The sequence below is a fragment of the Candidatus Tisiphia endosymbiont of Micropterix aruncella genome, from assembly GCF_965178575.1.
In the GTDB taxonomy this organism is placed as follows: domain Bacteria; phylum Pseudomonadota; class Alphaproteobacteria; order Rickettsiales; family Rickettsiaceae; genus Tisiphia.
In genome coordinates, this window is record NZ_OZ238268.1 from 1,260,793 (window position 1) to 1,282,139 (window position 21,347).

Here is a 21,347-nt window from a genome sequence, read left to right on the forward strand (position 1 = left end):
AAGGGGTGCTAATTCAAAAGCTATTCTCAACTTTTAACAAATTTGTGGTACTATATGAATAATCTTATTTGTAATCCTACCAGCAAACCTTGGAGTACTAATGATTTAATCCACTCGGAACTTATTACATCGAGAGATCTAATATATAATCCATGTCAGTTTATATGTTCTGAACCAGTAATGGAAAGTGAAAGTATTGCATATGGGGCCTACATGTTTAAGTTAAATTCTATGAATGTTAGATTCCGTGTTGCTAAGATTACTCCTACAAAGATTGGTCAATTTGTAACACTATGGAAGAGAATTGGGAATGGATCAATTCAGCCATATGATATTGCAGATTCAATTGATCTTTTTATTGTGGCAACACGTAAAGGAGATAAATTTGGTCAATTTATATTTCCACAATCTGTTTTGTATAAATATGATATAGTCTCGCATAATAACCAAGGTGGTAAGAGAGCAATAAGGGTATATCCACCTTGGGACATTGTTATAAATAAGCAAGCTAAAAAAACTCAAGCATGGCAACTAGAATATTTTTTAGAAATTCCAAGAAATAAACCAATTAACTACGCAAGATCACAAATGCTTTATAATCAAGTTAAATAGTCATTACTAATTTTGGATCAAGGCAATAGATTGGCTTGCCTATGTCTATCTCTTGATTGCTTAGTCGCTGCGTCGCAGCTTCTCGCAATGACGGTGGTACTCTTGCTGACAAAATATTTGTGGGTAATGCTAAGAAATTATCAGCAGAAGTAGAGTCTTGCAAGAAGTCTATTCATTAGGTTGCTTTTGTTGCTTTAGGCTTTTCGTAGTGACGTAAGTTTGGTATAAATACTTATTACGCGAATTCGGGATAAGAATTAACTAATTCTTATCCCGAATTGGGGTTTATTCGGGTTAGTCGTAAAAATTAACCATCTTCTCGGATATTAATTGGCAATCATATTTTTCTAAAATATCTTGTCGAATTTTTTTACCTAGGTGTTTTCTAAGTAGAGGCATAGTGATTAATAGCTCCATAGCTCTTGCTAAATCTTCTGTATTTTGTGGTTTAACTAATAATCCGTTTATTTGGTCTTGTATTAATTCTCTACCACCTGGGGCATCAGTAGTAATAATGGCTCTACCATATGCCCCAGCCTCTAAAAGACTACGGCTTAGCCCTTCACGGTAGGAAGGTAATACTGCAATATGTGCTTTTTTCCATATTTCTTCTATATTTTTCTGATAACCAAGATATTTGATATATCCTAGATTTTGATAGTCTTCTAATATTGATTGTGCTATTGATTGCTTATTATCTTTATCAGGTTCGCCAACTAACCAAAACTCAGCATCTATACCTTTTTGTTTTAATATTTTTGCAGCATATATAAATTCATATATACCTTTATCAATAATCATTCTAGCTATCAATGCCACCACTATTTTACTACCTAGTGGTTCTGGAAGAGAAAGAAACTTTTCAGTTTCTATACCAACGCTGCATTGTTTAACAATTAAATTTCTGGGTGCTATAGCTAATTTTACCAGTAAGGCTAAATCATCATCATTTTGTACGACAAATAACATGCTTCTATAATATCCTATTATGGATATTATACTAACTATAATGCTTCTAACTAATCTTAGCAAAAAATTGCTACTTATAAAAATTAAACCCATACCAACAAAAGTGTTAATAACTTGCGGTAAACTCTTCTTTTTTAAGCATATACTGCACAAGAAGGCAGTTATACTCCCATAAAAAATTGGTTTTATAGTAAAATTATGCAATATATCCGGTTTCTCCTTATTTAATATGCTAATTAACTTGCTTAATAATACTAAATCAGTAAAAGGGTTGATACTTCCACGCTTTATTGAAATTGGAATTACTTGTAAACCATGCTGTTCTATCTTATCTTTAAATTCACTAATATTTGTTAATACTTTAACTTCATAGCCTTGCATTTTAGCGGTTAAAGCAATTGGCAGAAGATGGGCATAAAAGTGCCAATCTGTATTTGTGAAAATGATAATTTTTTTCATTTGCTTTTCTTAATAATAATTCTATAAATAATACCATATAGCAAATACCCACTTAACTATATCATAAAAATTAACTACACTAATACCATATGTCAAATTATTTAGTTACTGGAGGTGCTGGTTTCATCGGTTCACATCTTGTTAACTTACTAGTAAAAGAAGGCAGTCAGGTTGTAATATTAGATGATCTTTCAACAGGTAATTTCAATAATTCGTTTAATAAAAATGTTGAATTTGTTCAAGGGAATGTCTTAGATCAAGATATTTTAGAAAAACTATTTAGAAATATTGATGGTTGCTTCCATCTTGCAGCGATAGCAAATGTACAGGAATCAATTGATAATTGGTATCATAATCATCAAGTGAATTTAACGGGAACTATTAATATATTCCTTCAGGCAAGTAAACAGAATATACCAGTTGTATATGCATCATCTGCTGCCGTTTATGGCACAGTAAGTGACTTTCCTTTACAAGAGAATGGTAAGGTAAACCCGCTTTCTCCTTATGCAGTGGATAAATTAGCCTGTGAACTGCAAGCTAAGGTTTTTGGTGAGCTTAAATCTCTTAAAACCTGTGGTTTACGCCTTTTTAATGTTTATGGTAAAGGGCAACTTAGAGGTTCTGATTACTCTGGTGTAATATCGATATTTAAACAGAAAGTAGAAGAGGGTAAGGAACTGGTTGTTTTTGGTGATGGTAATCAAAGTCGTGATTTTATACATGTTTCAGATGTTACCAATATGTGCGTTAGAGCCTTGTCTATTGCGAGTATCTCAGCCCCTGTACTAAATGTTTGTACGGGACGTACCTACTCTATAAATGAACTTATTCAACTAATTAATAAGATTGCTATTGTCAAAGGGATAAAATATCTACCAAGTCAGGCTGGGAGTATAAATAGTTCTGTTGGCAGCACAGAATTGGCTCAGCAGCTTTTAAATTATATACCAGTATATGAGTTAGAAGATGGATTATTAGAGTTATTTAGTGTAAATTTATGAATTCAAAAGAAACCCTGATTTTAGTATCTGATGTTAGGGGATGGGCTTTTGATAACGTCGCTCAATATGTTCAATCTTTGCTAAACGAGCAATATGATTGTCATATTATTTACAGCTGTGATTACAAAACATATAAGGATTTTTTAATCAAATTAAACCAATATACTTCTATTAAATTAATACATTTTTTCTATCGTGGCTATCTGACAGAATTACTAAGAAGCATAGCAGATAATTCTAGTAATAGTAAGGCTACAGGAGGAATATTATTAAATACTACCATTACCACTAGCATACCTGATCATCTATTTATTGAAAGTGAAAGTGAAATATTAAAAAATCTACCAACTTTCCAATTTATTGATAACTACTACACTACTTCTAAAAGATTATATGATATTTATGCAAATATCATAGATTATCCAAAACCTTGGCAAGTAATTTATGATAATGTACTAATTCAGGATGCAGAATCAAGTCAAGATGAAGATCATGCAAGTTTAGTTGTAACATGGATTGGTAATAGTTCTTGGGGAAGTTGGCATAGTAGTACTCCTGATTATAAAGGTCTAAAAACAGTAATTATACCAGCACTAGAACAGCTTGATAAAGATGGAATTCATATCAAAAGATGTATAGTGGATAAAAATGAGCGGATACGTTCTAAACAAGAAATTTGGGAGATTTTAAAAAAAACAGACATTTTGCTAATAGCATCTGTGCAAGAAGGAACGCCGCTAACCATCATTGAAGCTATGGCATTTGGTTGTGCAATTATCACTACGGATGTAGGTATTGCTAGGGAGGTGTTACCTGAGGTGCAACATGAATTTATAATTAACAGGAATCATACAGGATTTATAAATGCAATAAAAAAATTAAATGTTGAAAGGGAACTATTAGCAAAGATTAAACAACAAAACTGTCTATCTTATCAGGAAATCTTTGCAAATAAAACTCAAATGCAAAACTTATGGTATTCATTTATAGAAGATTCAGTAAACAATCATACCAAAAAACAGATATTACAAACAAAGCAACAAATTTTAAGAAATATAGAGCTTGTTAATAATAAGAATTCTTCCTTTGTAACGTATAGACTGCTCTCAAAAATCCTTTTTCTCCCATTTCTTAAAGAAATAGCACGATTTCTTCTAAAATATTCTTGGATTAAGTTGTCTGTTAGACGAATAATTACTATGTTCTATTCTTTTTTTTCAAAAGATGACTATGATAATTTTAAAAATTTTATAATCAAATATCAGGGACAAAAACAAGATCGATGTTATTCCCGCCTATACGGGAATAACATTGAAGAAAGCAGGGATGACATCGGAGAAGTTCAAATGCCTCTAGGACAAAAAGATATTGATGATATTTATGTAATTTATCCTAGCATTTTTCCTGGAGTTGCTAATTCCACTAAAGGATTATTTGATAAAATAATTCCTTTTCCTATGGGGAAATTCAATGTTTTGATAAGTTATATTAACTCGTATTTACCTGACAAAGTTATTACTCCAATAGCAAAATTACTTATAAAAACAGGCATTAAAAACTTAATTATATCTGGAGGGCTTGATGTTCATATTCAATTAGTAGAGAAGCTGCATGAAATGAAAGGGGATAATTGTTTAAATATCTACTACTTATGGCATGGTTCCCCTGCCCAATGGGTAGGTATTGGTCATTGCCAAACTTTTTACAAATGGTTGAATTTATATAAGCAGCATAAAATTAAATCCATTATCACTCTGAAAACTGGTCTAGAACAATTTCTTATAGCCAATGGTGTACAATCTTATCTATTACAAAACTTCATACCATTACATTCCCGCTTTTCCCAATGTCATTCCAGCGAAAGCAAGAATTTATATCCGCTGTCTGTGCAGGGTGACATATACGATGAAACGATGTTATCCACCCTTCTCCCAATGTCATTCCCGCGTAGGCGGGAATCTAAAGACATAGACCAAAAGGGTGCTTTAGACATTCTAGATTCCCGCCGTTGCTGGAATGACATTGTAGGAAGCAAGGGTGAAATCGGGGAAGTTCAAATGCCTCTAATAGAAACTGGTAAATTTAAAATTGGTATATGGAGTACATCAAACAGATGGATCAAGAATCTCTACCCTCAATTTGCGGCGATAAGTATGTTTAAAGATCGGGTTTGTTGTTATACTAATTTCTCTTTTGATAACAATAAATATGCTTCTTGGATGATGGAAGATGTAGAACTTAAAGTTTTTCCTGAGAATTTACCACATAAAGAATTAATAAAATTGATGGCAAATACTAATTTAACTTTATACATTACTAATTCGGAATGTTCCCCTATGATAGTTTTGGAAAGTCTAGGTTTAGGAGTGCCTTGCTTAGTTGGTCCTACAGCGGATATTTATGATGATGAATTTTTACGTGATATGTTAACGGTTAACCGTGTTGACTGTCCGTTAACTATATTTAATGCCGTAGAAAAGGTTCAACAAAATATTGATATAATCTGTTCTAAGCTACCTGACTTCATTAAAAAATATAATGAAAAAGCTCTTGCTTTAAAAAACTCTTTGCTGACAGTTATAAAAGATAATCATAATACTACAATGTAGATTTATAGATCTTAGTACTTAACTTCAACCACACTACCCCCATTCGGGATAAGAATTAACTAATTCTTATCCCAAATTCGCGTACACTGGTTAATTTAATTATGAAGCTAGTAGTACTATTGATTTTATGCTATATTAGCTTTAATAACTGATCACTACTAATAACATAAATAATTATCATGAGTAACGACAAACCGTTAATTTCCTTTGACTATGCTATTAAGTACCTTCTGAAAGATAAAGGCGATTATGCTATAGTAGAAGGTTTTATCTCAGCTCTTCTTAAGACCAAGGGTTATAAGGACGTTAAAATAGTAGCCTTACTTGAGACCGAGAGTAACAAAGAAGATAGTAAAAGTAAAAGAAGTCTAGCTGATGTAATTGTAGAAGACGAAGATCACCATAAATATATTATTGAAATCGAGCGTAATGTTAAGGATTCTTTTATTCATAAGGCCTGTTTTAACACCTCAAGACTTATCGTTGATAACCTTGCCCAAAGGGAAGATTATACCCAAATAATAAAGATATTTCATATATCCCTACTCTATTTTCCTATAGGAAATGGTAATGGAGTTATTTACCATGGTAAAACTATTATTCATGAGATAGAAACTAATGAAAGATTAAATGTGCATATTAAGAATATGGAGACTTCTGAGGTTTTTGATGCTACTGACATCCTACCAGAGTATTTTTATATATCAGTGCCTTTATTTAATGATCGTTTAGAGAAAGAGATTGATGACTGGCTACATGTCATGAAATATGATGAAGTACCACCAAACTATCATTCGCCTTATATGAGCCAAGTAGCGGACAAGCTTAACATTCTCAAAATGACCAAAGAAGAGAGGGAAAACTACTCCTATTACCAAAAAAAACTTTATAACGATAGAGATGAATTGCAAGCTGCTGAAGCTAGAGGTGAAGCTAGAGAAAAAATTGTTATAGCTAAAAATTTACTTAAAGCTGGATTATCAATTGATGTCATTGCTGAGTCTACTGGTTTGAGTATAGAGGAAATCCAAAAATTAACTCTTATAGCTAATGAATCTCAACTTGAACAAGCTTGATGTCACCCCTAACAGGAATGATACTGATAACTTGTTACATCAAATTTAGGTTAATTAACCATAAAATGCGAATTCGGGATAAGAATTGACAAATTCTTATCCCGAATTCGGTGAAATTATAGAAACAATCAGATTTGAGACGGCTCTGCATCTGATTGTTAAATTAATATTTTGCTAAAAACATGATTTTAAAAGATTAAAATCATGTTTTTAGCTTTGGAAAAGTTTAAAATGCATTCACAAAACCGCTTTAAGAATGCATTTTTCCTTATATTAAAGCCAATTCGGGATAAAAATTAACTAATTCTTATCCCGAATTGGGGTATAAAATATCAAACTATCTGACTATAACTCCACTAATCTACAACTGTAGTACTAGATCATGACACAACAAAGTTTCCTAAACTCATTAAACCCTCAACAACTGTTAGCAGTGTCACATGTACATGGTCCTATTCTTGTGCTTGCTGGAGCAGGGACTGGTAAAACTAAAGTGCTAACGACTAGAATAGCCAACATAATCCAGCAAGGGTTAATTCTACCTCAAAATATTCTAGCAGTTACTTTTACTAATAAAGCTGCTAGAGAAATGCAAGATCGAATCAACAAGATGATTGATTGTTATGGGCTAAATATAGGTACATTTCATTCTATAGCGGCAAAAATTTTGCGTCAGCAAGCAGAACATTTGAATTTTAGCTTGAATAGTAGGTTTACTATTATTAGCCCTGATGATCAGCTTAAATTGGTTAAAGATATAGTTAAGCAGAAAAATATAGATCCCAAAAAATATGTCCCCAAACTTTTACATATTATTATTTCGTGTTGGAAAGATCAGGGATTATTGCCGTATAAACTTTCTGAATCTGATATTAAGCTACCAATTCATAAAGTGGCTAAATTTGTCTATGACGAATATCAGCAAAATTTACTAGCATCTAATGTAGTAGATTTCGGGGATTTACTACTTTACAATAATGAATTGTTTATAAAAAACCCTATAATATTAAAGTATTATCAGGAACAATATAAATATATTCTGATTGATGAGTATCAAGACACTAACGCTGTTCAGTATCTTTGGGCGAGGATGCTGGCAAATAGCTCAAAAAATATCTGCTGTGTTGGTGATGATGATCAATCTATATATAGTTGGCGGGGTGCAGAAGTCGGTAATATATTACGTTTTGAAAAGGATTTTCCAAATGCTACAGTAATAAAATTAGAACAAAATTATAGATCTAGCTCAAAAATCTTATTAGCTGCATCAAGTGTAATTGACCATAATAAGAATCGTCACGGTAAAACATTATGGACTGATAAAAATGATGGAGAAAAAATTAAAATTATATCTTGTTGGAATGATAAAGAAGAAGCAAGATTCGTTGTATCTGAAATTAGCAAGTTAGTTACAGAGGGAAAGTATAATGCAGGATTAGTTGCGATATTAGTTAGAGCAGGTTTCCAAACTAGAGCATTTGAAGAAGTGTTTATTAGTAATGCATTACCATACAAAATTATCGGTGGTCTTAAGTTTTATGAACGAATGGAGATACGTGACTTACTTGCCTATATACGTATCACTTTAAATCATAGTGACAATCTTGCTCTTGAACGCATAATAAATGTTCCAAGGAGAGCAATTGGTAATACCACATTAAAGCAAATAAAAGATCATGCGGTTGAACATAATATACCTATTATTCCTGCCATTCGTCAGATGTTACAAGCAGAAACTTTTAAAAATAAAGTCAAAGATAGTCTAAACAAATTTATTAGTAATATCGATAATTGGAGTTTACGATATAGAAATGACCCAGCTATTAATGTCACTAAATCTTTACTAGAAGAATCAGGTTATCTTGAGATGCTACAAGAAGAAAAAACAGATGAAGCAACTGGTAGAATTGAAAATATTAACGAAATGCTTAGAGCAATCGCGGAATTCGATAATATTCAAGATTTTATAGAACATTCTAGTTTAGTAATGGAAAATGAGGAATTAGAATCAAATTTTGGTGGTTCTGTTAGCATTATGACCCTCCATGCTGCTAAAGGTCTTGAATTTGATTTAGTTTTTCTACCAGGTTGGGAAGAGGGGGTGTTTCCACATCAGAGATCACTAAAAGAGGGTGAAAAAGGTCTAGAAGAAGAGAGGAGAATTGCCTATGTTGGTATTACTAGAGCTAAGAAAGACCTGTATATTACTTATGCAGAAAGTCGTTTTATGTTTTATGAAATAATAAGATCCTCTCCTTCTAGGTTTCTTGGAGAAATACCAAATAATGTTTGTATTAGAACTTCTTCAACCAAACAACTTAATTATTTAGGTACAAAACACAAAGTTTCTTTTTAATCTTTTAAAGAATATGTATACAAATGATATTATTAAGTTATTAAAAGAGAAAAAATATGCAGGCAGAGGAAGAACAATATTTAAAAATAATATATCAATCTCCTATAATTTTTAAAATTAAAGAGATAGCCCTTACGGCATTAAAGATATTTAAAGAAGAAGTAAAGAAAAAATATCCTCAAATTCAAATAGAAACTGATACTCAAGTAATAATAAAAGAAGCAATAGACTCTTTGGTAGAAGCTATTCGTAGCTTATTCAAAGATGAAAAAGAAGAAAAGCGTAATATACCCTATTGGTCAGTAGGATATGTTTTAGGTTTTTTTTCATCTAATTTGTGGAGTCACTGGAAGGGTGAATATTTATACCCTAAAACTAAGGAGTATCAAAACTTAATGTTTTTAAAATCCATTTTTTTATATAGTAAAGTTGATAGTAAAAATGTCTATCAATTTATTTCTACAATACAGAAAATTTATGATTGTTTCATATCTGATCAATTTAATCCTAATTATATTGCAAATACTGAAGATAACATAATATCTCTAGAAAATTTTAAAAAGAAAAAAGGAAATTTTGCCCATAAAGAATTTGCTAATTCACTCATTAATTATTTAGAATCTCTTCTTTTACAAGAACATTACAAAGCCTTTGATAATATTACTATAAATGGTAATTTAAAGGATATTCAAAATCTTTTTGAAGATGATGAAATAAATGAGTTAATAAACTTTACTAAACAGCAGTTAAGTGATAAACCAAATTAATTTAAAGTCTAGCTTTTAGAAATGTAAGTTATAATTTATTGCTGAATACTATTAGTGTATTCAAATTTTATGATATATTGTTCTACAAGTTTTAAGAGAAATTTAGCTTGCAAGGATGAAGAAGTTTATTGCCTAATATAGATATTTTTTATATATCTATACAAACAAAATAAATATGTTGAGTAACATGCATAAATATAGAACGCATAATTGTAATGAATTGCGGTGGGAGGATGCTGATGACTGGGTAAAGTTATCTGGTTGGGTGCATCGAAAAAGGGATCATGGTAATTTAGTGTTTATTGATCTTAGAGATCATTTTGGTCTAACTCAATTAGTGTTTACTGATGAGTATCTAAGCTTAATGGAAGAAGCTAGTAGGCTAAGATATGAATCAGTTATAACTGTTGTAGGTATAGTACTAAAAAGGTCTCTTGATACAGTAAACCTTGCACTAATGACTGGGGAAGTTGAGGTATTGGTAACTGATTTAATCATTGAGTCTAATGCTGAAAATTTACCATTGTTAGTTAATTCTGAGCAACTCGCTCCCGAAGAAACTAGGTTAAAATATCGTTTCCTAGATCTTAGACGTGAGAAATTACATAATAACATTATACTAAGATCGCAAGTTATTGCTCACGTGCGGCATCTTATGATGCAAAAAGGGTTTACGGAGTTTCAAACACCAATCCTAACTGCCAGTTCGCCGGAAGGGGCTAGGGACTTTTTGGTGCCAAGTAGATTGCATCCTGGTAAATTTTATGCATTACCACAAGCCCCACAGCAATTTAAACAATTACTGATGGTGTCAGGATTTGATCGTTATTTTCAAATAGCCCCTTGTTTTAGAGATGAAGATGCTAGGGCTGATAGGTCACCAGGCGAATTCTATCAATTGGATGTGGAGATGTCTTTTGTCACGCAGGAAGAGGTATTTAATACCATTGAGCCGGTAATGTATGAGATATTCAGCAAATTTTCTGATAAAAAAGTATCAAATACACCTTTTGTACAAATTCCATATGAACAAGCGATGCTAAAATATGGTTCTGATAAGCCGGATCTTAGGAATCCACTGATCATTGCAGATGTTACAGAATTATTTAGAGATTCTAACTTTGCTATTTTTAAAGAAAATATAAAAAATGGTTCTGTTGTTAGAGCCGTGCCAGCTCCTAAAGCTTCTGCTTTACCTAGAAGCTTCTTTGACAAAATGGCAGAATTTGCGACTTCTGAGGGGGCAAGTGGGCTTGGTTACATCCAGTTCCTAGAAGATGGACAAGCTAAAGGACCTATTGTTAAATTTCTAACAGATGAGCAATTATTGAATTTAAAGTCTTTAGCGAATCTACAAAATGGCGATGCTGTCTTCTTCTCTAGTGATAAAGTTGATAAAGCATCTAAACTTGCTGGTAAGCTACGAACTAAATTAGGGGAAGAATTAGATTTACTTAAAAAAGATTGTTTTGAGTTTTGTTGGATAACAGATTTCCCATTTTATGAATTAAATGAACAAACCAAAAAAATAGATTTTAGCCATAACCCATTTTCGATGCCACAAGGTGGTATGGAGGTACTAGAATCAGCCAAAACAGTAGATGATCTACTAACCATTAAAGCTTATCAATATGATATTGTTTGTAATGGTATCGAGTTATCTAGTGGTGCAATTAGAAATCATAAACCGGAAATAATGTATAAAGCTTTTGAGATTGCTGGATACTCCCCGGAAGTTGTCGATAAAAAATTTGGTGGTATGATCAGGGCTTTTAAATTTGGAGCCCCCCCACATGGCGGGATAGCCCCTGGAATAGATAGGATGGTTATGTTATTAACTGATTCAACTAATGTTAGAGAGGTAATAGCTTTTCCACTAAATCAGCAAGCAGAAGATTTATTGATGAATGCTCCTGATTATATTGATGAAAAAGCTTTAAAAGATCTTAATATTAACTTATCACCTTCAGCTAGAAATAAATTGTTAACTGAAGGCTCTTAAGTACTAAATTATGAGCAGTATATAGTGAAAAAAAAAACAAGAAATAAAATTATCGGAGCATTTCTAGGTACAATAGTTGAATATTATGATTATGGTTTGTATGGTTTTTCTGCTGGTATTATGGCAGCAAAATTCTTTCCAAATACTGATTATCTAACTAATCTAATAAATGTTTTTGCTATTTATGCGATAGCATATTTATCAAAACCTATGGGATCATTGATTTTTGGTCGTATCGGAGACTTGTATGGGCGTAAAGTTGCATTAAGTATAACCATCATAGGTATTGGAATACCTACGATGGTTATAGGCTTCCTACCAGAATACTCATCTATTGGTGTGTGGGGTGCAATAATTTTGGCTTTGTGTCGCTTTATGCAAGGTTTTTTTATAGGTGGAGAATATGATGGAGCAGCTATTTACGTTATCGAGCATTTAGGGGAGAAATACCGATATACAGCTTCAGCAATAACTCGTTGTACTGGGGTCGTAGGTTTATTACTAGGGAATGGGGCGACCAATTTTTTTAATGCCCATATTTTTCCAGATTGGAGTTGGCGTATTCCTTTTTTACTTAGTTTACCTTTAGCTTTAATCGTTTTATATTTTCGCCGAACATTTGATGAAACACCTGAATTTAAAAAGAATCAAGACAGTAAAGCGAAGACGCAAAGCTTGGCTATTTTAATTAAGAAACAGTGGCGAGTTATTTTGATGGCAGTGTTTCTTGCTGGTGGATTTGGTGCAACTTATCAAATATCTATTATATTTATGAAACAATATTTGCCTTTGATCCTACCGCAGACTAGTTTCATTATTAGCACATTTTCAGTTTTAATAATCATATGTTTTGCCATTCCTATGCCTATTGCTGGCTTGTTAGCAGATCGGCTTAGTCAAATGCTAGTATTTAAGTTTAGCTTATTTGGTACTATTGTATCTAGTCTATTATTTATTATATCTGTTAACTATCAGATGGTTAATTTAGCTTTGGGTTCTTGTTTAATGCTAGCATGTTTTGTTGCTCCTTTCAATGCTCTTTCTCATGGTATCATGACAAAAGCTTTTGCTGTCAATGATCGTTATCGTGCAGTAAGTCTTGGTCATAATATTGGGTCAATGTTGATGTCTGGTACAGCTAATTCTGTCTGTTTAATATTAATGAGATACCTAAATTTTCAATTATGCCCAATCATATATCTTATGTTCTTTGCAATATTAGCATATTTTATGGCAAAATGTTTTGAGAAAGATTATAAAAACAAAATTAAGTTGCAAACTGATATTAATTTATAAAATTTATCTTTTACTCGATAATCAAGTTTTTATTGAGTTATATAATTCAGGACAGTTTAAAAGTCATGAAAAGAAGCCGAGAAGATGTCATTCCCGCGTAGGTAGCGGAATCTAAAAAATACAAAAACACCTACTTGAAGGTTTTTGAGATCCCCGCCTACGCGGGGATGACATAAACTGCCATGAATTGTATGCCTCAGAAAAAAAACTTGATTATCGAGTATTAGATAATTCCCGCCCACGTGGGAATGACAGCTCTGAGTAGTAACTACAACTATAGTACTACTCAAATGTACTTGCAAGAATAACACAATAATTATTACAAAAAAGTAAACCTTTATTTAATATATTGTTTTTTATTGCATCTTATAAAACAATATCGCAAAATCTTTTTCCTAGGTTATTATATCACCTTTTTAAGATAAAATAACCTAGTTATTTTTAACTAAAAAGATTATTATATATGCCTAATACTGAAATACAAAAAGCTCAGAAAGTACTTGAATCTGTTCAAAAAGTAGATGTTCTACAAATATGCACTATATTTAATGTATCTCAGAAAACACAGGATAAGTTTCTTAAGGGAGTCACGTATAAGTCTAGTATACAACTAACTAAAGAATTCTTTAATAAAGAGAAAGTTAAATTAGAAGATGAGTGTAAAAAGTTAGTAAAGCAAAACAAGTCATCTGGCGAAGAATACATAGCTAAAGTTACTGAAATAAAGGCAATCTATAAAGTGTTAGATATAGCTATTCTCCTTGAAAAACTTAATCTAAATATTATAGATATACTCAAAACAGCTGGTATATCTCCAGATATATGTGATAAGCTTAAGGACTATACTATAAAGCAGGCTTTGCAATGTCTTGAAAAGTGGAATAATGAATTAACAACAGAAAATAATGATTCAAATACAGCTAGTTCTACAAAACCAAAAGTGCTTACTGAGTCAGTACATGATCAGTTAGTTTCTAGATATTCAGCCTCTATAAAAGAGTTGCAAGCTAAAAATAATGATCCAAATACACCTAGTCCTACAAAACCAAAAGTGCTTACTGAGTCAGCATATTCAGCCCCTATAAAAGAGTTGCAAGCTAAAAATAATGATCCAAATACACCTAGTCCTACAAAATCAAAAGTGCTTACTGACTCAACACATGATCAGATAATACAAGAGTTCAAATCTAAAATGAAAAAAAATGATTCTCAAGAATCGGGTTATTCTGGTTCTTCTAGTGATGAATTAACTAATAGTAGTGCCAGTAGTAGTAAGCCACTACTAGCTAATACTAGCACTATTAGTAATAAGCTACCACCATGTCCACCTCCTAGGGACTATTCTAAACATAAACAGAATGTAGATATACCCAATAAGTATCATGATAGTGATAGTGATCATCATCCTATACTAGTAGGAGAACATCCTGATGTTTCGTTCTAAATTATAAAGCAGATAACATCATTTTACTATATATGTCATTCCCGCATAGACATTGCTAGCGTGGATCAAAAACGCCAACGTAAGTAATGGTAATCTGAATTTGATGTAAGACATCGGTTTAATAGCCTAGGGTGTCATCCCAGCGAAAGCTGAGATCTAAAAAAAATAGCCTGAAAGACTATTAAGTATTATGGATTCCCGCCTACGCGGGAATGACATCGATGGTGGCTGAGTTTATATCTATAACAACTATTAATTGTGACTTTTAAATTACCCTGTCGATGTTACCCCTGCGAAAGCAGGGGTCTAAAATATCTAATAGTCTTCTTGGCTATTTTTAGATTCCGCACTGAAGCGGGAATGACACCGATGCAATTAAACACATCGAACTCAGGTTAGCTAAAGGCGGGAATCCATATTATCTAATGCCTTCGCCGGCTATTTTTGGATTCCCTCCGCAACCTGGATGACATCTAGAGTGGTTATGCTTGTATTTATATCAACTATTGATATGATTTTTGAATTACCATACTAATCTCACGACCATAAGTTTTTCATTTTATTAAAAAAACTAGCATCATCCTCATCTTTGTCGCTTGTAAATTCTTTATCCAGCAATTCTAGTAATTCTTTTTGTTTTTTAGTAAGATTCTTTGGTATCTCAATATGTATGTGGGCAAACATATCACCTCTAATGCTTGATCTAACCTTAGACATACCTTTGCCTTTTAACCTAAGTTGTTCGCCATTTTGTGTACCAGCGGGTATTTGTAATTTTACCTTACCACCTTCTATATCTGGGACTTCTACTTCTCCACCTAAAACAGCTTTAATAAAGCTAATTGGTAGTCTGCAATGCAAATTAATTCCATCAACTTTATAGAGGTCATGCGGTTTAATAGTAACAAAAATATACAAATCCCCGTTATTGCCTCCTCGTACTCCGGCATCTCCTTCACCAGTAAGCCTTATTCTAGTACCTTCTTCAATACCAGCTGGAATATTTACTAATAAATTTCTATGTTGTGAGTAACGCCCCTGACCATGACATTTTTTGCATGGATTTTTAATGATTTGTCCTGCACCTTGGCATTTTCCACAAGTTTGTTCTAATGTAAAGAAGCCTTGTTGTCTTCTTGTAACCCCTTGTCCTGCACAAGCGTCACATTTGGTCATTCCGGCATTACTTTCTGACCCGTTGCCGTTACATGTTTGGCATTTTACTTCACTGGTAAAACTAATATTTTTGTCGATACCACGAAATGCTTCTTGCAGAGTAACTGTGATATCATATTTTAGATCTGAACCTCTAACGGTAGTTGATGGTCGTTGTCTTCTTGCCCCGCCACCCATAAAATCATTAAAAAACTCACCAAATATATCATTTATATCAGGTCCACTATTGTTATGTCTTCCAGTTGACGATGCTGCACCTGAATTCTGAAAAGCATCATGTCCAAAACGATCATAGGCAGCTCTTTTTTGTTCATCTTTTAGGATATCATAAGCACTGCTTATTTCCTTGAACTTTTTTTCTGCTTGTTTATCCTGTGTATTACGGTCAGGATGATATTGCATCGCCAATTTATGATAAGCTTTTTTTAGCTCTTCCTGGGTAGCAGTTTTACTAACCCCAAGTATTTGGTAATAATCTTTTGTCGACATAATAAGAATATCTGATTTTAAATTTAGTTAAATTATCCTTTTAAGCAGCATCATTCGATGTCACCCCTGCTGCCATTATGTCATCCCAGCGAAGGCTGGGATCTAGAATATCTAAAGCACCCTTTCTGTCTATTTTTTTAGATTCCGCACCGAAGCAGGAATGACATCGTTTCATCGTATATGTCATCCCAGCGAAAGCTGGGATCTAAAATATCTAAAGCACCCTTCCTGTTTATTTTTTTAGACCCCTGTTTACGCAGGGGTGACATCCGAAAATTCCTACTTATTGCTGACATCTTCGTAGTTAGCATCAACTACTTTGTCATCATTTGTCCCAGGTTTTTCCTCACTATGATCATCTGGCTGAGATTTATACATAGCTTCTCCTATTTTCATACTACTAGCCATAAGAGTATCAGTTTTTGCTTTAATTTGCTCAAGATTATCAGACTCTAAAGCTGCTTTTAACTCTGTTATGCTATTTTCTACTTCTTGTTTATCACTAGCTGATATTTTACTATCATGTTCTTTTAGAGTTTTTTCGGTTGAATAAATTAAGCTATCAGCACTATTTCTAGCCTCAATTAATTCACGACGCTTTTTATCATCCTCAGCGTTTTGTTCTGCATCTTTTACCATTTGTTCAATTTCCGCATCACTAAGACCTCCAGAAGCTTGAATAGTTACTTTTTGTTCCTTACCACTAGCTTTATCCTTGGCAGAAACATGAACTATACCATTAACATCTATATCAAAAGTTACTTCAATTTGCGGTAATCCTCGTGGTGCAGGCGGGATGCCATCAAGATTAAATTGGCCAAGTATTTTATTATCAGATGCCATTTCCCGTTCACCTTGGAATACCCTAATCGTTACAGCATGCTGGTTATCGTCAGCAGTAGAGAATACTTGACTCTTTTTAGTCGGAATAGTAGTATTACGATCAATCAGCCTAGTAAATACCCCACCAAGAGTTTCAATACCTAAAGATAAAGGGGTAACGTCTAGCAATAATATATCAGTAACTTCTTTATTTAACACTCCTCCCTGAATAGCAGCACCTAGAGCCACTACTTCATCAGGGTTGACTCCTCTATGTGGTTCACGACCAAAGAATTCCTTTACTTTCTCAATAACTTTTGGCATTCTAGTCATACCGCCAACAAGTACTACTTCTTGAATATCCGAAGCTTTTAGCCCAGCATCTTTTAAAGCTTTCTTACATGGTTCTATTGTATCATCAATTAACGTTGCCACTAAGGATTCTAATTTCGCCCTAGTAAATTTTATATTTAAATGCTTAGGACCTGAGCTATCAGCCGTAATATATGGCAAATTAACATCAGTTTGAGATACAGATGATAATTCTTTTTTAGCTTTTTCAGCAGCTTCTTTCAGACGTTGCAAAGCTAAAGGATCTTTGCGTAAATCTATACCACTTTCTTTCTTAAATTCATCAATTAAATAATCTAGAATTCTAGAATCAAAATCTTCGCCACCAAGGAAAGTATTACCGTTGGTAGATTTAACTTCAAATACACCGTTACCTATCTCTAAAATTGATACATCGAACGTACCACCACCAAGATCATAAACAGCAATTATTTTGCTCTCAGCTTTATCGAAACCATATGCTAAAGCGGCTGCTGTTGGTTCATTGATTATCCTTAATACTTCCAAACCAGCAATTTTGCCAGCATCTTTGGTTGCTTGACGTTGTGCATCATTAAAATATGCTGGTACAGTAATGACTGCTTGTGTTACCTTCTCACCAAGATAATTCTCGGCTGTTTCTTTCATTTTTTGTAAAATGAAAGCACTAATTTGGCTTGGAGAATATTTTTCGCCCTTAACTTCAACCCAAGCATCGTTATTAGTAGCTTTTACTATCTTGTATGGTACAAGATCTTGGTCTTTTTTTACCATAGGATCAGAGAAACCTCTACCTATCAATCTTTTAATGCCGTATAAAGTATTCTCTGGATTGGTTACAGCTTGACGTTTAGCTGGTTCGCCAATTAATTTTTCACCGTCATTACCAAATCCTACCATTGAAGGAGTAGTCCTAACTCCTTCAGCATTTGCTATGACTCTTGGCTCTTTTCCTTCCATTACCGCAACGCAAGAATTTGTTGTTCCTAAATCTATACCTATGATCTTTGCCATATACACTCCTAATCCCAATTTAATAAATCAACTTGATAAGTTTTGATATAGTGTCTTCTCGTCCATTTTACAAGAGGTAGATGTGAAAAAAAGTTATATCATATCCTTATGCTTAATTAGTTTTATAATGCTGATTTATAGCCTTGTTTATAATTGACACCGGAGCAGAACACTTGGACGAGTCACCTATTTCACTTTGTACATTTCTACGATTTTGAATACCCCTAATTCTCTCTTTATTAGAATTTTCTCTTACCTCGATTAATCCTTGTGTAAGATATTTTAATCTAGAACTTTCAGTATAAAGGATCATATGTTTAAAAAACTTGGTATATTTACCTACTAGCTTATTACCACCATTCCAATACATATCCTCAATCATCAGCATCTCGTTAGGTTTTAACTTATCCCAAGACTTGCCATAAATATTTTTTAGCTCTAGACGATTAACAGCACTCTTATAGTCATATATCATTCGAGATTGTTGTATTGTAATAGCTTTATCGCCATTATAAACTTTGTCAAATGATAAAGAACCTTGGAATATTGTCTGCCACACAATTTTTGCTTTTGGATTATCCATGTTAAAGCCTATCCCTATAGTGTTGTACCCCTTAATGTCTTTATATACTTGTAATATTTCATTTTCATTACCTTTAATAAAAATAAATACCATTTCTTGGTAAAATTGTAGATGTTTTGGGTCAGAAAGATTTAATCCATATAATTTATCTCGTAATTCAGCGGCAAATTTTATACTCACTACCATAAATTTAACTATTATTATCTTGAAAAGATCAATAATAGCAGGTTTTTAACTAGCACTAAGTGATCTAATAAAAAAAATCATTGACGAGACAACTATATTAAAACATAATCATCTCGATGGTCGTGCAGTTGCGTAAAAATCTATACTAGAATTTACGAGGAAAGTCCGGACTCTACAGAGATATGGTGCTGGTTAACGTCCAGCGGAAGAGTAATCTTTTAGGGAAAGTGCCGCAGAAAATATACCGCCAAACTTTGTTATCAAATTTTGGTAAGGGTGAAATGGTGTGGTAAGAGCATACCGGTAGGTTGGCAACAAGCTACGCATGGAAAACCCCACCAAGAGCAAGATCAAATAGGCATTACAGAACTTACGTGTTCCTAGGCATCTCTGACTAGAAGTAATGTGGGTGGATCGCTTGAGATAAATGGTAATATTTATCCTAGATAAATAACTGCAGTAGATAATAGAAATATTATTTATACAAAATCCGGCTTATAGACCATCATATTTGCAATCTTAGTTTTGGATTAAAATTTTTAATTTTAATCCAAAACTGGCTAGAATATCAGAAAAATGCATTTTTGAAGCAACTGGCACGAATGCTTTTAATCTATTATCGCTAATAATCTTAGAAATTGAGTTTTTGAAATAATAAATTGTGAACATGAATTGCTATACAGAGTTTTTGCGTAAATATTACCCTGTCATTTTGTGTTTATTCTTAATGTCTTTACATTTTGCCTCTGCCTATCCTGGGGGGATGTCGTTTGATAGTTTCGATCAATATGAACAAAGCGTTAGTGGGAGTTATTCTACACATCACCCACCGTTAATGTCAATGGTATGGTCCTTGTTTCATTATATTTACCAAGGTCCGCAGACGATGCTCTTGCTTAATTTAGGACTGTTGTGGGGTGGAGTATTGCTGCTTTTCTATGCTGATTCACAGAATAAATATAGAAACCTTTATTTATTAATACCATTTCTACCTAATGTATTATCCCAATCTGGAACAATTTGGAAAGATGTAGCTTTTACCTTTGGTAATTTTTTTATAGTAGCTACTTGTATTTTTTATACTTATCGCCAAAAACCTGCTCCTTTGTTGGTAGTTATTGGATTATTGTCAATTGTTTTTTATATTGTTGGTGTTAAATTTCAAGCACAATTTATAGCTCCAATTCTGATTTTGTTTGTATTGTCAATTTATCTTAAAACTAGCTTGTTAATAAGAATAATACTAACTTGCATCATTTCGCTATCAATAATGTATGGTAATGCTAAACTTACTAAGCATTTTTCCGCTGAAAGTCATGCAGAGCAATTACGTCAATTATTTGATATTGCTGGAGTAAGTGTTGCTATCAATAATGATGATTTAGTGCCAAAATATGTTAAAGAAGACCTAGATTTATATAGTTTTGAAAAGCTTAAAGTTCATTACACTCCTAGGTGGGTTGATCCATTAATTTTTGGTGATACTAGGATTTATGCCTCTACAACAGATCCTATAAAGTTACAAGAAATGGAATCTGCTTATAAACAAACCATTACTTACTATCCACTAGATTTTCTTAAACATCGTACAATGAATTTTGTTATGTTAATGAAAAACTGGGGATTCCATCATTACGCCTTTATTGAACTTAACGAAGCTCAAAAACATGGTATGGATATTAAAAAGAATTACTTAAAAAATTGGACAATTAAATATTTAAAATTATATCCAAAGATTTTAACAATAAATCTTATTAGTTTTATATTAATATTTGTGTATTTAATATCTATTCTAACAAATAAACAATCTAATAATCCCGAGAAAGTTATTTTGGCATATATCGTAGCAATATCTATTGTTTTTTCAATAGTACTATTTTTTGCTACTATGGCATCCGATTATCGTTATTATTATGTTATAAGAATTTTAACATTATTTAGCCTACCGATTTATCTGAAATTCAGGCAATCTAAAAAAAGATGTTATGTATAGCTAACTAGATTAGTATTTAGCCATAGTAAAATTGCGTCATTGCGAGGAGCTGCGATGCAGCAATGACGTCTCGAGCTTTTAAACTTGTCCCTATCTATTTAATTCCTTTTTTTCCTCAACTAGGGAATCTGCTCTTCGGGTCATAGCTACTACTTGGAAA

15 protein-coding genes and 1 other RNA gene are annotated in these 21,347 nt (G+C 32.8%); 11 read left to right on the forward strand and 5 right to left on the reverse strand.

Features of this window, described 5'->3' with window-relative positions:
* Nucleotides 1-54: 54 nt before the first annotated feature.
* A complete protein-coding gene (locus tag ACN1AG_RS06200) occupies nucleotides 55-612 on the forward strand; it encodes a MepB family protein (protein ID WP_417904722.1) in 558 nt (185 codons plus the stop codon).
* Here the strand turns inward: ACN1AG_RS06200 and ACN1AG_RS06205 are convergent.
* Nucleotides 605-775, reverse strand: a complete 171-nt coding sequence (locus tag ACN1AG_RS06205) for a hypothetical protein (RefSeq protein ID WP_417904723.1) — start codon at nucleotides 773-775, stop codon at nucleotides 605-607. The two genes, ACN1AG_RS06200 and ACN1AG_RS06205, sit on opposite strands and share 8 nt — an antisense overlap.
* Nucleotides 776-906: 131 nt before the next feature.
* The gene (locus ACN1AG_RS06210; RefSeq protein ID WP_417904724.1) at nucleotides 907-2,040 is read right to left on the reverse strand and encodes a glycosyltransferase family 4 protein; all 1,134 of its coding nucleotides are present in this window, start codon (nucleotides 2,038-2,040) and stop codon (nucleotides 907-909) included.
* Between the two features lie 89 nt (nucleotides 2,041-2,129).
* Between ACN1AG_RS06210 and ACN1AG_RS06215 the strand changes: the two genes are divergently transcribed.
* The 8 genes from ACN1AG_RS06215 (at nucleotide 2,130) to ACN1AG_RS06250 (ending at nucleotide 14,594) form a co-directional block, all read left to right on the forward strand.
* A complete protein-coding gene (locus tag ACN1AG_RS06215) occupies nucleotides 2,130-3,044 on the forward strand; it encodes an NAD-dependent epimerase/dehydratase family protein (protein WP_417904725.1) in 915 nt (304 codons plus the stop codon).
* Nucleotides 3,041-5,653 (forward strand): glycosyltransferase, encoded by a 2,613-nt coding sequence (locus ACN1AG_RS06220; protein WP_417904726.1) that lies wholly within the window; start codon nucleotides 3,041-3,043, stop codon nucleotides 5,651-5,653. Before ACN1AG_RS06215 ends, ACN1AG_RS06220 begins: the two co-directional genes overlap by 4 nt.
* A 179-nt stretch (nucleotides 5,654-5,832) precedes the next feature.
* Nucleotides 5,833-6,729 (forward strand): Rpn family recombination-promoting nuclease/putative transposase, encoded by an 897-nt coding sequence (locus ACN1AG_RS06225; RefSeq protein ID WP_417904727.1) that lies wholly within the window; start codon nucleotides 5,833-5,835, stop codon nucleotides 6,727-6,729.
* Between the two features lie 382 nt (nucleotides 6,730-7,111).
* The gene (locus ACN1AG_RS06230; protein ID WP_417904728.1) at nucleotides 7,112-9,085 is read left to right on the forward strand and encodes a UvrD-helicase domain-containing protein; all 1,974 of its coding nucleotides are present in this window, start codon (nucleotides 7,112-7,114) and stop codon (nucleotides 9,083-9,085) included.
* A gap of 56 nt (nucleotides 9,086-9,141) precedes the next feature.
* Nucleotides 9,142-9,852, forward strand: coding sequence for a hypothetical protein (locus ACN1AG_RS06235; RefSeq protein WP_417904729.1), 711 nt, complete (start codon nucleotides 9,142-9,144; stop codon nucleotides 9,850-9,852).
* Between the two features lie 187 nt (nucleotides 9,853-10,039).
* Complete coding sequence (gene aspS, locus ACN1AG_RS06240) at nucleotides 10,040-11,854, forward strand: aspartate--tRNA ligase (protein WP_417904730.1); 1,815 nt, start codon at nucleotides 10,040-10,042, stop codon at nucleotides 11,852-11,854.
* 21 nt (nucleotides 11,855-11,875) lie between these two features.
* Nucleotides 11,876-13,150, forward strand: coding sequence for an MFS transporter (locus tag ACN1AG_RS06245; RefSeq protein ID WP_417905606.1), 1,275 nt, complete (start codon nucleotides 11,876-11,878; stop codon nucleotides 13,148-13,150).
* Nucleotides 13,151-13,613: 463 nt separating this feature from the next.
* Nucleotides 13,614-14,594, forward strand: coding sequence for a hypothetical protein (locus ACN1AG_RS06250; protein ID WP_417904731.1), 981 nt, complete (start codon nucleotides 13,614-13,616; stop codon nucleotides 14,592-14,594).
* A 537-nt stretch (nucleotides 14,595-15,131) separates the two neighbouring features.
* On the opposite strand, the gene dnaJ is transcribed toward ACN1AG_RS06250, so the two are convergent.
* From dnaJ to ACN1AG_RS06265, 3 genes are all read right to left on the reverse strand, one after another.
* Complete coding sequence (gene dnaJ / locus ACN1AG_RS06255; protein WP_417904732.1) at nucleotides 15,132-16,259, reverse strand: molecular chaperone DnaJ; 1,128 nt, start codon at nucleotides 16,257-16,259, stop codon at nucleotides 15,132-15,134.
* Between the two features lie 279 nt (nucleotides 16,260-16,538).
* Nucleotides 16,539-18,425 carry a molecular chaperone DnaK gene (gene dnaK, locus ACN1AG_RS06260; protein ID WP_417904733.1) on the reverse strand — a complete coding sequence of 629 codons (1,887 nt, stop codon included), beginning with the start codon at nucleotides 18,423-18,425 and terminating at the stop codon, nucleotides 16,539-16,541.
* Between the two features lie 112 nt (nucleotides 18,426-18,537).
* A complete protein-coding gene (locus tag ACN1AG_RS06265; RefSeq protein ID WP_417904734.1) occupies nucleotides 18,538-19,194 on the reverse strand; it encodes a hypothetical protein in 657 nt (218 codons plus the stop codon).
* Nucleotides 19,195-19,306: 112 nt separating this feature from the next.
* On the opposite strand from ACN1AG_RS06265, the gene rnpB reads away from it, so the two are divergent.
* Nucleotides 19,307-19,708, forward strand: an RNA gene (rnpB, locus tag ACN1AG_RS06270) — RNase P RNA component class A.
* Between the two features lie 174 nt (nucleotides 19,709-19,882).
* On the forward strand, nucleotides 19,883-21,187 hold the full coding sequence (locus tag ACN1AG_RS06275) for a hypothetical protein (protein ID WP_417904735.1): 1,305 nt from the start codon (nucleotides 19,883-19,885) through the stop codon (nucleotides 21,185-21,187).
* Nucleotides 21,188-21,347: the final 160 nt, after the last annotated feature.

Coding starts and splice junctions, on each gene's coding strand:
- ACN1AG_RS06200 (WP_417904722.1), top strand. CDS start 55: ATGAATAATCTTATTTGTAATCCTACCAGCAAACCTTGGAGTACTAAT.
- ACN1AG_RS06210 (WP_417904724.1), bottom strand. CDS start 2,040: ATGAAAAAAATTATCATTTTCACAAATACAGATTGGCACTTTTATGCC.
- ACN1AG_RS06215 (WP_417904725.1), top strand. CDS start 2,130: ATGTCAAATTATTTAGTTACTGGAGGTGCTGGTTTCATCGGTTCACAT.
- ACN1AG_RS06220 (WP_417904726.1), top strand. CDS start 3,041: ATGAATTCAAAAGAAACCCTGATTTTAGTATCTGATGTTAGGGGATGG.
- ACN1AG_RS06225 (WP_417904727.1), top strand. CDS start 5,833: ATGAGTAACGACAAACCGTTAATTTCCTTTGACTATGCTATTAAGTAC.
- ACN1AG_RS06230 (WP_417904728.1), top strand. CDS start 7,112: ATGACACAACAAAGTTTCCTAAACTCATTAAACCCTCAACAACTGTTA.
- ACN1AG_RS06235 (WP_417904729.1), top strand. CDS start 9,142: ATGCAGGCAGAGGAAGAACAATATTTAAAAATAATATATCAATCTCCT.
- aspS (WP_417904730.1), top strand. CDS start 10,040: ATGCATAAATATAGAACGCATAATTGTAATGAATTGCGGTGGGAGGAT.
- ACN1AG_RS06250 (WP_417904731.1), top strand. CDS start 13,614: ATGCCTAATACTGAAATACAAAAAGCTCAGAAAGTACTTGAATCTGTT.
- dnaJ (WP_417904732.1), bottom strand. CDS start 16,259: ATGTCGACAAAAGATTATTACCAAATACTTGGGGTTAGTAAAACTGCT.
- dnaK (WP_417904733.1), bottom strand. CDS start 18,425: ATGGCAAAGATCATAGGTATAGATTTAGGAACAACAAATTCTTGCGTT.
- ACN1AG_RS06265 (WP_417904734.1), bottom strand. CDS start 19,194: ATGGTAGTGAGTATAAAATTTGCCGCTGAATTACGAGATAAATTATAT.